The following is a 12,506-nucleotide window of genomic DNA, read 5'->3' as shown; positions in this document are numbered from 1 at the left end:
TCGGCAGGGGGTAACACGTCGTTCGTAGGACTACTCGCCCTATCAGAACGACCGGATAGACCTACGAACAGCGTGTTACATGCGTGAAGGAGCACCGACCATGAGCCGCTACAAGAAGTACGCCGGGGGTGACCCGCTCGCGCCACCGGTCGACATCGCCGAGGCGCTCGACGCGATCGGCGAGGACGTGATGTCCGGCTACTCGCCCGAGCGGGCGATGCGGGAGTTCCTGCGGCGCGGGGGACAGGACCAGCGCGGGCTCGACGACATCGCCCGGCAGGTCGCCGAGAGGCGCCGTGAGCTGCTGCAGCGGCACAACCTCGACGGCACGCTCGAGCAGGTGCGCGAGCTGCTGGACAAGGCGGTGCTGGAGGAGCGCAAGCAGCTGGCCCGCGACGTCACCATGGACGACGGCGACCGCGCGTTCCGGGAGATGCAGATCGACAACCTCTCGCCGAACACCGCCGCCGCGGTCAGCGAGCTCGCCTCCTACGACTGGACCTCGCGCGAGGCCCGCGAGGCCTACGAGGAGATCAAGGACCTGCTCGGCCGCGAGCTCCTCGACCAGCGGTTCGCCGGGATGAAGCAGGCGCTCGAAGGGGCCACGGACGAGGACCGCGAGGCGATCGCGGAGATGCTGCGTGATCTCAACACGCTGCTCGACAAGCACAACCGAGGGGAGGACACCCCCGACGACTTCGACGAGTTCATGGCCAAGCACGGCCAGTACTTCCCCGAGAACCCGCAGAACATCGACGAGCTGCTCGACACCCTCGCGCAGCGTTCGGCGGCCGCGCAGCGGATGCTCAACTCGATGTCGGCCGAGCAGCGGCGCGAGCTGATGGAGCTCTCCCAGCAGGCCTTCGGGTCGCCCGCGCTGATGGAGCAGATGGCACAGCTCGACGCCAACCTGCAGGCAGCGCGGCCCGGCGAGGACTGGTACGGCTCCGAGGAGTTCGGCGGCGGCGAGGGCCTGGGCCTAGGTGACGGCACTGGCGTGCTGCAGGACGTCGCCGAGCTCGACCAGCTCTCCGAGCAGCTCCAGCAGTCCTACGCCGGCTCGCGGCTCGACGACATCGACCTCGACGCCCTCTCCCGTCAGCTCGGTGACGAGGCCGCGGTCGACGCGCGCACCCTGCAGGAGCTCGAGCAGGCACTGCGTGACTCCGGTCAGCTCGAGCGCGGCTCCGACGGCGACCTCCGGCTGACCCCGAAGGCGATGCGCCAGCTCGGCAAGGCCCTGCTCCGCGACGTCGCGCAGCGGCTCTCCGGACGGCAGGGCGAACGCGACCTGCAGCGCGCCGGAGCGGCGGGCGACCTCTCCGGCTCCTCGCGGCCCTGGGCCTTCGGCGACACCGAGCCCTGGGACGTACCTCGCACGATCACGAACGCCGTGATCCGAGAGGTCGGCGAAGGCCGGTCGGGTCCGGGTGTGCGGCTGAGCGTCGACGACATCGAGGTGCAGGAGACGGAGGCACGTACGCAGGCAGCGGTCGCCCTCCTGGTCGACACCAGCTTCTCGATGGCGATGGACGGCCGTTGGGTGCCGATGAAGCGCACGGCGCTGGCCCTGCACACGCTGATCAAGAGCCGTTTCCGCAACGACGACCTGCAGCTGATCTCGTTCGGTCGCTATGCCCAGACGATGGAGATCGAGAAGCTGACCGCGCTCGACGCGATCTGGGACAAGGGCACCAACCTGCACCACGCGCTGCTGCTCGCCAACCGGCACTTCCGCAAGCACCCCGGCGCCCAGCCGGTGCTCCTGATCGTGACCGACGGCGAGCCCACCGCCCATCTGGAGGCGGGCGGCGACGTCTGGTTCTCCTACCCGCCCCACCCGGTGACGATCGCCCGGTCCGTCGAGGAGCTGGAGAACTCCCGCCGCCTCGGCGCCCAGACGACCTTCTTCCGCCTCGGCGACGATCCCGGCCTGGCCCGCTTCATCGACTCCATGGCCCGTCGGGTCGAGGGCCGCGTCGTCGCGCCCGAGCTGGACGACCTCGGCGCGGCCGTGGTCGGGTCCTATCTCGGCGACCGGACGGCGCGGCGTACGTCTAACTCCTACGGCGGCTATCCCGATGCTTTCGGTGGCCGCGGCTGGTGGGCCGGCTGAACCGAGTTAACTCGGCGAGCATCGGGCCGCGTAATCTGCGCTCGTGCCCGAGGAGACGCTGAACGTACTTGCCCTTCTCGCCCTCGCGGCCCTGGCCGCCGGTTACGTGGACGCGGTGGTCGGCGGTGGCGGGCTGATCCAGCTCCCCGCGCTGCTGCTCTTCCTTCCCGGCGCAGCTCCGGTGCAGATCCTGGCGACCAACAAGCTGGCCTCGATCTTCGGCACCTCGATCAGCGCGGCGACCTACTACCGGCGGGTGGGCCCGGATCCGAAGACCTTCATCCCGCTCATGATCCTCGCGTTCGCGGGCTCTGCGCTGGGGGCTGGGGTGGCCTCGTACCTTCCCGAGTCCGTCTTCGAGCCCATCGTCCTGATCGCGCTGATCCTGGTCGGGGCGTGGGTGCTCTTCAAGCCGTCCCTGGGCGAGGCGACCGAGCTGAGGTACGACGGTCACCGACACCTGATCGGCGCGATGGTGGTCGGGTTCGCGGTCGGCTTCTACGACGGTGCGCTGGGCCCCGGGACCGGCAGCTTCCTGGTGATCGGGCTCGTCGGACTCCTCGGCTACTCCTTCCTCGAGGCGAGCGCGAAGGCGAAGATGGCCAACGTCGCCACCAACCTCGCTGCCCTGGTCGTCTTCATCCCGCAGGGCGCGGTGCTGTGGAAGACCGGCTTGGTGATGGGTGTCTGCAACCTGATCGGCGGCTACCTCGGGGCGCGGACGGCGGTGGCGAAGGGCGCAGGGTTCGTACGCGTCTTCTTCATCGTCGTGGTCGCCGGGTTCATCATCCGTCTCGGCGGCAGCGTGCTCGGCCTGTGGTGAGATGGGCTCTGTGGTGACATGCACTACCTGACCATCGGCCGCGACGGCGCCGCCGAGATCGAGGAGAAGCGGTCGCGGTTCCTGTGCACGCTCGCCCGAGTGGAGGACGAGGCCGATGCGCGGGCGGTGGTCGAGCGGCTGCGCAAGCAGCACTGGGACGCCCGCCACACCTGCTCGGCCTTCAGGATCGGCCCGCCTCCACAGCCCGTTGAGCGGTCCAACGACGACGGCGAGCCGGCCGGTACCGCCGGAGCGCCGATGCTCGAGGTGCTCCGCGGCGCCGGCGTCTCCGACACGGTCGCCGTCGTGACCCGCTGGTTCGGCGGAACCCTGCTCGGCGCTGGTGGCCTCGTCCGGGCCTACTCCGACGCCGTCCGCACCGCGCTCGACGAGGTCGGGACGCTGCGGCGTGAGCTGGTCCGGGAGTATCGGATCGAGGTTCCGTACGACGCCGCCGGCCGCCTCGAGACCGACCTACGATCCGCCGGTGTGACCGTCCTCGACACTGGCTACGGGACCGCCGTGACCCTGCGGATCGGGGCTCCTCCGGAGGACGAGAAACGGCTCGAATCGTTGCTCGCCGAGCTGACCGCCGGGGCATCGTCGCTGGTCCCAGGCACGGACCGCTGGGTCGACCGCTGACACGCTTTGGGAGAATAGCCGGGTGAGCGACCATAGCGAGACGCCCGTGGAACTCCCTGCCGGATGGACGGCGAAGGTCCCAGACCTCGACGATCTGCCCGCACTGCTGAGGCTGCGGGCGGCCGACAAGACGCCGTTCGAGGGCTCTGGAAAGGTCGATGCCGACGCCATCACCGGCGAGATCGCCGGCCCTGCTTCCTGGACCCGCCAGCAGCTCGTCGCGATCGACCCCGGCGGCGACATCCGCGCCTGGGCCATCGCCCACGACCGCGCCGCCGGCCGCACGCTCGTCTACCTCTACGTCGACCGCACCATCGCCCAGGCCGCCGAGGTCGCGGCCGGGCTCTACGCCTGGCTCGAGGACCAGGCCCGATCGATGGCCGAGCTGCGCGGCATCACCGAGTCCCACCTCGACGCCAGCCCGTTCGCCGACGACACCGTGCAGCGCGAGTGGCTGGCCGCGGCGGAGTTCACCAACAAACGCACCTGGCTGCACATGAGCCGGCCGGTGCTGCCCGACGAGAAGGTGCCCCCGCTCCGCGAAGGGGTGACGATCCGCCCGGTCGAGACCCACGAGAACGGCATGCCCGTCGCGGCCGACCTGCAGACGGTCCACCAGACCCTGGAGGAGTCCTTCCAGGACCACTTCAACTCCTACCGGGAGAGCTTCCCGGAGTTCGTACAGCGCCTCCGAGAGGATCCCGGTCACCGCTGGGACCACTGGTGGCTGGCCTACGTGGACGAGACGCTGCCGGCCGGCACGCTGGTCGCCTCCGTGCTGCCCGCCAACGCGGCCGGGGTCGAGGGGACGTACGTCGAGTACATCGGCGTCAACCGCAACGCCCGCGGCCGCGGGGTGGCGAAGGGGCTGCTCTACGCCGTCATCGGCGACGCCCTCGAGCGCGGCCGTGACCGGGTCTCGCTCGAGGTCGACGCCGACAGCCCCACCGGGGCCGACGGGCTCTACAAGTCGATGGGCTGGGTGACCGACTACGTCACCGAGTCCTGGCACAAGGACGTCACCGTCTAGGCGCCAACATCGGGGAGGTTGAGGTCGAGCGTCGGCGCCTCGGTGCCGCCGTCGACCTCGAGCATCTTCCCGGTGACGAACTGCCCGGCCCGGGAGGTCAGGTAGACCACCGCGGCGGCGATGTCCTCCGCCTCCCCGATGCGTCCGAGCGGTGTCTTCGACTCGATCTCGCCGCGCATGGTGTCGTCGCCCGCGACGAACTCGAGGGCGCTGGTACGCACCGAGCCGACGAAGATGCCGTTGACCCGGATCCGCGGCGCCAGGTCGGTCGCGGCCAACCGCGTCCAGTGCGCCAGCGCCGCCTTCGCGGTGCCGTAGGCGAGATAGCCCCTCCCCGCCGTACGTCCCATCATCGAGCTGATCGACACCACCGACTGCTGCCCGTCCGGGCTCTTCACCAGGTACGGCACCGCCGCCCGAGTCAGTGCGTGCGCCGTGGTCACGTTGAAGTGGAAGGCCTCCTCGAGGTAGCCCTCATCGGTGTCGAGGAACGTGTTCGGGATCGTCCCGCCCACGTTGTTGACCACGATGTCGAGGCGCCCGAACTCCTCGTACGCCGTCGCCGCCAGCCCTGCCGTCGCGTCCGTGTCGGCCAGGTCCGCCGGGACCACCAGCGCCCGCCGACCCACCGCCTCGACCTTCTCGGCGACCTCCCGGAGCTGCTTCTCGGTACGCGAGGCGATCACCACGTCCGCCCCGGCCTCGGCCAGCGCCACCGCGGTGGCCGCCCCGATCCCGCGCCCCGCTCCGGTCACGACGGCCACGTGGTCGGTCAGTCTGAATCGATCAAGAATGCTCATCTGGTTTTCCTTTCCTGCCGAGAAGGCGCCCCCGTCGGCCGAGGCGTCACGCGCGCCGGTCGAGTGGGCAGCACGGTGACGTTTCGGCCGACGCAGGTGACGCCTCGGCTTCAGTTGGTTCCGGGGACGAGGCCGCGGCCGGTGATCAGCGGAAGATCGAGAGGGGAGATGAGGCCGGGTTCGGCGGCGACGACGGCGGGGATGGCGTTGACCAGGCGCTGGGCGGTGACGATCATCCCGGAGACGTTGTGGTCGCCGTGCTCGCCGTGGTGGCTGAACTCGACGGTCATCGACGGTTCGCCGGTGACCTCGATGCGGTAGCAGCCGTCGCCGGTGGCCGGGGTGGGCCAGTCGGGATCGGACTCCGCGTCGGTCCGGGTGACGTGCTCGAGAGTGATGCGGGGGACTCCGTCGACGCTGCCGGTGACGGTGAAGCGTACGGAGCCCTGGGTGCCCTCGGCGATGTCCACCGACACGGTCTTGGTGTCCTTGACCGCAGGACGGCGCTCGACGTGCTCGACGAGCGGCTCATCGAGGGTCACCCCGAGGCCCGCGGCGAGGACCCGGACGACGGGGCCCCACGCAGTGCTCAGCACGCCCGGCTCCCACAGGAACGGCTTGTCCTCCAGCGAGCCCCCGAAGCCGAAGAGGTCCTTCATCACGACCGGCTGGAAGTACGTCGAGTAGTCGGCGATCTCGCTGACCCGGAGATGGTCGATCCGCTGCGACAGCGACGTCACCGCGAGCGGCAGGACGTCGTTGGCGAAGCCCGGATCGATGCCGTTGACATGCAGCGACGCACCGCCCTCGCGGCCTGCCTCGTCGATGCCCGAGATCATCTCGTCCGGCAGCGTCCCCTGCGGGTGTACCAGGATCACCGGCCCGGAGGAGACCACGTTGACCCCGTCCCGGATCAGCCCGGTCAGGTCCTCGATCGCCTCGAAGACCCGGTCGTCGGTCATCGCCGCGTGGACGACGCAGTCCGGGGCGAGCGCGAGCAGCTCGTCGCGCGAGGTGGTCGCCGCCACCCCGAGCGTACGTCCGAGCCCGGCCAGCTCCCCGGCGTCCTTTCCTGCCTTCGCCGGGGTCGAGGTCCAGACCCCGACCAGCTCCAGGTCGGGATGGGCATCGACTCCCGCGATCGCATGGCGACCCACCGTCCCGGTGGACCAGACGACGACTCGGAGCGGCTTCTCGGGACTCTGTGGACCTCTGGGCGTGTGGGACATGCGCCAAATCTAGAACGCGTTGCAGTTTCGCGAAAGTGATTCGCCGAGGAAACTCGCCGCCGCTACGTTGGCGCCCATGACCGAGGCACTCTTCGAGGACACCCGCCATCCGACCGGTGCCCCCTACGTCGCGGACGAGTCCACGACCCTTCGCACGTTCCTCGACTTCCATCGGGCGACCCTGCTCAGGCAGGTCGCGGACCTCGACCACGACCAGCTCAACCGTCCCTTCCCGCCCACCACCATGACGCTGGCCGGACTCCTCAAGCACATGGCGTACGTGGAAGACATCTGGTTCGGCGTACGCCTGGCCGGCGCCGGCCAGGCCCCGCCCTTCGACACCGCGCCCTGGGATGCGGATCCCGACTGGGACTTCACCAGCGCCTCCGAGGATGACCCCGAGACGCTGTGCACCCTGCTCCGCGACGCGATCGCTCGCTCCAACGGGCTCACCGACGCGGCTGGCTCCCTCGACCAGATCGCGGCCGGCACGACCCGCGACGGCCAGTCGATCAGCCTGCGCTGGATCCTGGTCCACATGATCGAGGAGTACGCCCGCCACTGCGGCCACGCCGACCTCATGCGCGAGGCCATCGACGGAAAGGTTGACCTCTGATGCAGATCCGCGAAGCGACGGCCGAGGACTGGCCCCAGATCTACCCGTTCTGGTCCGAGATCGTGGCGGCGGGGGAGACCTACGCCTACCCCGAGGGCCTCACGTCAGAAGAGGCCAAGGACCTGTGGATGTACGACCACGTGGTCGTCGCGGTCGAGGGCGAGGCCAAGGACGAGCACATCCTCGGCAGCGCCAAGATGGGCCCCAACCGCCCGGGCCGCGGCAGCCACATCGGCACCGCCTCGTTCATGGTCTCGCCGAAGGCCCGCGGCAAGGGGGTCGGCCGTGCCCTCGGCGACTACTGCGTGAGCTGGCACCGCGAGCAGGGCTTCCACGGCATCCAGTTCAACGCGGTCGTGGAGACCAACACCACCGCCGTACGCCTGTGGCAGTCCCTCGGATTCGAGATCATCGGGACCGTCCCGGACGCGTTCGACTCGACGTCGCACGGCCGGGTCGGCCTCCATGTGATGTATCTGCCGCTGGCCTGACCTCAGGCGGTCGCGGGGAAGCCGATGCCGGTGTTGGCGTGGCAGCGGTAGCCGTTGGGCACGCGGTCCAGGTACTGCTGGTGCGCGGGCTCGGCGGCGTAGAAGGTCGGGACCTCGCGGATCTCGGTGGTGATCTCGCCGTAGCCCCGCCGGGCGATCTCGTCGCCGTAGACCTTCGTCAGCTCCTCAGCGGTCTCCCGCTGCGCGTCGGAGACGAAGTAGAGCGCCGAGCGGTACTGCGTACCGACGTCGTTGCCCTGCCGCATCCCCTGCGTCGGGTCGTGCACCTCGAAGAACTTCTTGACGAGGTCCGCGTAGGAGACCACGGTGGGGTCGAAGACGACCCGGACCGCCTCGGTGTGGTTGGTCTGACCGCTGCAGACCTCGTCATAGGTCGGGTTGGCCGTCGTGCCGCCCTGATACCCGACAGCGGTCGAGTAGACCCCCGGCGTCTGCCAGAAGATCTCCTCGGCGCCCCAGAAACAGCCGAGACCGAAGTACGCCACCTCCGACCCCTCCGGCGCGGTGCCGTCCTCGGGGGAGGCGAGCAGCGGAGTCCCCAGGACGCGGTGCTTCGCGGGCAGGTCGAAGAGGGCCTGGTCGCGCCCGGCGAGGGTGCGGTCCTCGGGGAAGAGCTGTCTTGGCCGACCGAACATGAGTGACCTCCAGAAAGTCAGGGTTGCTACCAGTCTCCAACACAGTTCGACGCGCGAACGTTCCCGGATGGGCTGCGAGGTGGGATCGGACGTAGGCTCGGTTGTGTGAGCGAGCAGCAGCACCTCGGCAAGGCCGGTTTCGAGACCAAGGCGATCCATGCGGGCTACGAGCCCGACCCGACGACGGGTGCGGTGATCCCGCCGATCTACGCCACCACGACCTACAAGCAGGACGGCGTCGGTGGCCTGCGCAACGGCTATGAGTACAGCCGCTCCGCCAACCCGACCCGCACCGCGCTCGAGGGCGCGCTGGCGGCTGTCGAGGACGGCGAGAAGGGGTTCGCCTTCGCCTCCGGTCTGGCCGCCGAGGACACCCTGATCCGCAGCCTGATGCGGCCCGGCGACCACATGGTCATCCCCGACGACGCCTACGGCGGCACCCACCGGCTGATCGACAAGGTCGAGAGCCAGTGGGGGATCGCGCACACCCCGGCCCAGGTCGCCGACGTCGACGCGGTCGCGGCCGCGATCCAGCCGGGCAAGACCAAGGTCGTCTGGGTCGAGACGCCGACCAACCCGCTGCTCAACATCGCTGACATCGCAGGCCTTGCCACGGTCGCCCACGAGTCCGGCGCGCTGCTGGTCGTCGACAACACCTTCGCCAGCCCGTACCTGCAGCAGCCGCTCACCCTCGGCGCCGACGTCGTGGTGCACTCCACGACGAAGTACGTCGGTGGCCACTCCGACGTCGTCGGCGGCGCTGTGATCGTGCGTGACCTCGGGCTCGCCGAGAAGATCGGCTACCTCCAGAACGCCGCCGGCGCGATCGCGGACCCGTTCGGTGCCTGGCTGACGCTTCGTGGCCTCAAGACCTTGGCCGTACGCATGGACCGCCACTGCGACAACGCCGAGCGCGTCGCCGACTTCCTGACTTCGCACCCGAAGGTCGGCGAGGTCATCTACCCGGGCCTGGAGACGCACCCCGGGCACACGATCGCCCAGAAGCAGATGAAGCGGTTCGGCGGCATGATCTCCTTCCGCGTCACCGGCGGCGAGGCCGCTGCGCTCGCGGTGTGCGAGCGCACCAAGATCTTCACGCTGGGCGAGTCGCTCGGCGGTGTCGAGAGCCTGATCGAACACCCCGGGCGCATGACCCACGCGTCGGTCGCGGGCACCGACCTCGAGGTGCCGGCCGACCTGGTCCGGCTCTCCGTCGGGATCGAGTACGCCGAGGACCTCGTCGCGGACCTCGAGCAGGCCCTTGACCAGAGCTGACGCGCCACAGACCGCCGTCTGCGTCGACTTCGGCTCCACCTGGACCAAGGCGCTCCACGTCGACCTCGTCTCCGGCGAGATCCTCGGCACCGCGAGCGCACCGACGTCGCTGCACGAGGTGATGGAGGCGTACGACGCCTGCCTGACCGTGCTCACCGACAAGGACTCCCGGGCGGCCGACGCCGAGATCCTCGCCTGCTCCTCGGCCGGCGGTGGTCTCCGGATCGCCGTGGTCGGCAACGAGGAGCTGGTGACCGCCGAGGCCGGGCGCCGGGTGGCGCTGTCGAGCGGGGGCAAGGTCGTCGCGGTCGTCTCGATGGCCTCACCTGACGCCAGGGCAGCACTTCGCCGCACACTCGACACGACAAAGCCGGACCTTGTGCTGCTCACGGGAGGAACGGATGGAGGCAACGGGGAGGCGTTGCTCCAGGGCGCGGAGGAACTGGCAGCGGCAACACGCGCCGGCGTATGGCACGGCCCGGTGGTAGTTGCCGGCAACAACGCGGTTGTTGATCAGGCGGCCGGGTATATGGCAAACACCAAGGTGGGCCTCGACGTCATTGTCGCCGACAACGTCGTTCCCAAGATCGGCGTGCTGGCGCCCGAGAGCGCCCGCGCGGCGGTCCGGGAGATGTTCCTCGAGCACGTGATCGGCGGCAAGAACCTCAGCAGCCGGGCAGACTTCCGGCGGATCGTCCAGGGGGCGACCCCCGATGTAGTGCTCCAGGGAGTCGAGACGCTGGCCGAGGTGCTCGGCGAGGACGTGGTCGTCGTCGATGTCGGCGGCGCCACGACCGACGTGCACAGCGTGGTCCGCCCCGACCCCGAGGCGGAGCACGTACGCGAGGAGGTCGTCGCCGTCACCCCGGTTACCCGGACCGTCGAAGGCGATCTGGGCATGCGCTGGTCGGCGACCACGACGCTCGCGGCGGCCGATCACTCCGACCCGAGCCTCGCCGAGTCGGATCTCTCCGGCGAGGTCGAGCATCGGCGCAACCACCCCGGCTGGCTGCCGCGCACCGAGCAGGACAAGGACATCGACGAGCTCCTGGCGAGGATCGCGATCTCCACCGCCCTGCAGCGGCACGCGGGACGCTCCCGGGTCGTCCTGTCCCCGAGTGGCAAGGTCATCGAGCGCACCGGCACCGACCTGCGCCGCGTCGGCGTGGTGATCGGCTCCGGCGGCGTACTCCGGCACGGTCGCCGGGGCATCGAGGAGCGGGTGATGCGCTGGTCGGCCCGCGGTGGATGGCAGCTCCCGGACGAGCCGCTGCGGGAGGTCGACAGCGACTACGTGCTGGCCGCGGTGGGCCTGCTCGCGCGGTCGCACCCCGCGACGGCAAGGCACCTTGCGACCCACCTCACACCCTCCCGGTAGCCTCTGTCAGGTGACAGATCAGGGGGATGTTCCCGGGGGCGAGAAGCGGACCGCCAAGGATGGCCTCGAGCGGATGACAGGCGCGTTCAGACGCAACCGGCAGGCGCGTGAGGAACACCGTCACGCCCAGGACGAAGCCGACGCGCGTGAGTCCGCCGAGGTGGCCAAGGAGGCCGCCGCGGAGGCCCGTGAGTCGGCCGAGAACTTCGCGTTACGCCTCGTCAACCAGTTCGAGCGTCTGCGTGAGGAGCGCCAGGAGCAGCTGGCCGCGCCGGAGCCGGTGACCGCTCCCAAGGCGGTCAGCCGCACCGACGTCCCCTATGGCGTCGAGCTCTCCGCGCAGTGGGCCTGGCGGTTCCTGGTCATCGTGGCCGCCGGCTACCTCATCGTCCGCGCTCTCGGTTACCTCAGCATCGTCGTGGTCCCGCTGATCATCGCGCTGCTGATCGCCGCGCTCGTCTCCCCGGTCGTCAACGGCCTGGCTCGGGTCGGTCTGAAGCGGAGCATCTCGGCGCTCTTTGTGGTGATCGGCGTGCTCGTGGTGGTCATCGCTTTGCTGAGCTTCGCCGGCACGCAGGTCGCCAACGGGTTCAACGACCTGGCTGGGCAGACCGTCAAGGCGCTCGACGAGATCCGCGACTGGCTGATCAACGGGCCGTTCAACGCGAGCGAGACCCAGATCGACACCTGGCTCAACACGGTGCAGAACACCCTGGAGGAGTGGGCGGCGTCGTACGCCTCCAACCCGTTCTCCCGGGTCAGCGAGGTCGGCGGGGTCGCCCTCGACGTCTTCGCCGGCCTGTTCATCGTGCTCTTCTCCACCTACTTCTTCTGCGCCGAGGGTGAGCGGATCTGGGGCTGGCTGGTCCGGCTCGCGCCGCGGGCCGCGCGCAGCCGGATGGACAGCTCGGGCCGGGTCGCCTGGGTGTCGCTGACCCAGTTCACCCGGGCCACGGTCATCGTGGCCGCGGTGGACGCGGTCGGCATCATGATCATCGCCGCGGCCCTGCAGGTCCCGTTCGTGGCGGCAATCGGCGTACTCGTCTTCCTGAGCTCGTTCGTCCCCCTGATCGGTGCGACGGTCGCCGGCGCGGTCGCCGTGCTCGTCGCGCTCGTCTCCCAGGGCCCGTTGACGGCGCTGCTGATGCTCGGTGGCGTGATCCTGGTCCAGCAGCTCGAGGCACACGGCCTGCAGCCGTTCCTGCTCGGCCGCTGGGTACGAGTCCACCCGCTCGGCGTCATCCTGGCGGTCGCGACCGGCATCGTGCTGGGCGGCGTGGCCGGTGCGCTCGTGGCAGTGCCGCTGGTGGCCGCCCTCAACGCGGTGGCCAACCATCTGACCGCCACGGCCCCGGCCCAAGCTCAGGCGCCGACGTCGCCTCCGCCTCCGTTGCCGGCCAACGGCCCGACCTCCCCACCCCCGCCGAGCCCAGGAGCAGGCAGTGCCTGA

General features: G+C 69.9%; 12 protein-coding genes. 9 read left to right on the top strand and 3 right to left on the bottom strand.

Annotated elements, in window-relative coordinates; all coding sequences use genetic code 11:
- Positions 1 to 100: 100 nt before the first annotated feature.
- The 4 genes from ABZU72_RS07775 to ABZU72_RS07760 are packed head-to-tail and all read left to right on the top strand — an operon-like array spanning position 101 to position 4,611.
- On the top strand, positions 101 to 2,116 hold the full coding sequence (locus ABZU72_RS07775; protein ID WP_355018284.1) for a VWA domain-containing protein: 2,016 nt from the start codon (positions 101 to 103) through the stop codon (positions 2,114 to 2,116).
- 43 nt (positions 2,117 to 2,159) lie between these two features.
- Positions 2,160 to 2,939 carry a TSUP family transporter gene (locus ABZU72_RS07770; protein ID WP_355018283.1) on the top strand — a complete coding sequence of 260 codons (780 nt, stop codon included), beginning with the start codon at positions 2,160 to 2,162 and terminating at the stop codon, positions 2,937 to 2,939.
- 18 nt (positions 2,940 to 2,957) lie between these two features.
- Positions 2,958 to 3,581 (top strand): YigZ family protein, encoded by a 624-nt coding sequence (locus ABZU72_RS07765; RefSeq protein WP_355018282.1) that lies wholly within the window; start codon positions 2,958 to 2,960, stop codon positions 3,579 to 3,581.
- A gap of 46 nt (positions 3,582 to 3,627) precedes the next feature.
- A complete protein-coding gene (locus ABZU72_RS07760) occupies positions 3,628 to 4,611 on the top strand; it encodes a GNAT family N-acetyltransferase (RefSeq protein ID WP_355018281.1) in 984 nt (327 codons plus the stop codon).
- Here ABZU72_RS07760 and ABZU72_RS07755 read toward each other — a convergent pair.
- Both ABZU72_RS07755 and ABZU72_RS07750 read right to left on the bottom strand, forming a co-directional pair.
- Positions 4,608 to 5,411, bottom strand: a complete 804-nt coding sequence (locus ABZU72_RS07755) for an SDR family oxidoreductase (protein WP_355018280.1) — start codon at positions 5,409 to 5,411, stop codon at positions 4,608 to 4,610. The genes ABZU72_RS07760 and ABZU72_RS07755 overlap by 4 nt on opposite strands.
- Positions 5,412 to 5,521: 110 nt before the next feature.
- Positions 5,522 to 6,640, bottom strand: a complete 1,119-nt coding sequence (locus tag ABZU72_RS07750) for a diacylglycerol kinase (protein WP_355018279.1) — start codon at positions 6,638 to 6,640, stop codon at positions 5,522 to 5,524.
- A 76-nt stretch (positions 6,641 to 6,716) separates the two neighbouring features.
- Between ABZU72_RS07750 and ABZU72_RS07745 the strand changes: the two genes are divergently transcribed.
- Positions 6,717 to 7,256 carry a DinB family protein gene (locus ABZU72_RS07745; RefSeq protein ID WP_355018278.1) on the top strand — a complete coding sequence of 180 codons (540 nt, stop codon included), beginning with the start codon at positions 6,717 to 6,719 and terminating at the stop codon, positions 7,254 to 7,256.
- Positions 7,256 to 7,747, top strand: coding sequence for an N-acetyltransferase (locus ABZU72_RS07740; protein ID WP_355018277.1), 492 nt, complete (start codon positions 7,256 to 7,258; stop codon positions 7,745 to 7,747). Before ABZU72_RS07745 ends, ABZU72_RS07740 begins: the two co-directional genes overlap by 1 nt.
- Before the next feature lie 2 nt (positions 7,748 to 7,749).
- Here ABZU72_RS07740 and msrA read toward each other — a convergent pair whose 3' ends face one another.
- On the bottom strand, positions 7,750 to 8,403 hold the full coding sequence (msrA, locus tag ABZU72_RS07735) for a peptide-methionine (S)-S-oxide reductase MsrA (protein ID WP_355018276.1): 654 nt from the start codon (positions 8,401 to 8,403) through the stop codon (positions 7,750 to 7,752).
- A gap of 105 nt (positions 8,404 to 8,508) precedes the next feature.
- Between msrA and ABZU72_RS07730 the strand changes: the two genes are divergently transcribed.
- The 3 genes from ABZU72_RS07730 to ABZU72_RS07720 are packed head-to-tail and all read left to right on the top strand — an operon-like array spanning position 8,509 to position 12,506.
- Positions 8,509 to 9,678, top strand: a complete 1,170-nt coding sequence (locus ABZU72_RS07730; protein WP_355018275.1) for a cystathionine gamma-synthase — start codon at positions 8,509 to 8,511, stop codon at positions 9,676 to 9,678.
- Positions 9,665 to 11,056, top strand: coding sequence for a glutamate mutase L (locus ABZU72_RS07725; protein WP_355018274.1), 1,392 nt, complete (start codon positions 9,665 to 9,667; stop codon positions 11,054 to 11,056). The genes ABZU72_RS07730 and ABZU72_RS07725 overlap by 14 nt, the downstream gene beginning before the upstream one ends.
- Positions 11,057 to 11,066: 10 nt before the next feature.
- Positions 11,067 to 12,506 carry an AI-2E family transporter gene (locus ABZU72_RS07720; protein ID WP_355018273.1) on the top strand — a complete coding sequence of 480 codons (1,440 nt, stop codon included), beginning with the start codon at positions 11,067 to 11,069 and terminating at the stop codon, positions 12,504 to 12,506.

This window comes from Nocardioides sp. NPDC004968, assembly GCF_040608935.1.
Classification (GTDB): Bacteria; Actinomycetota; Actinomycetes; order Propionibacteriales; family Nocardioidaceae; genus Nocardioides.
This window is presented reverse-complemented; position numbering and strand designations above follow the sequence as displayed.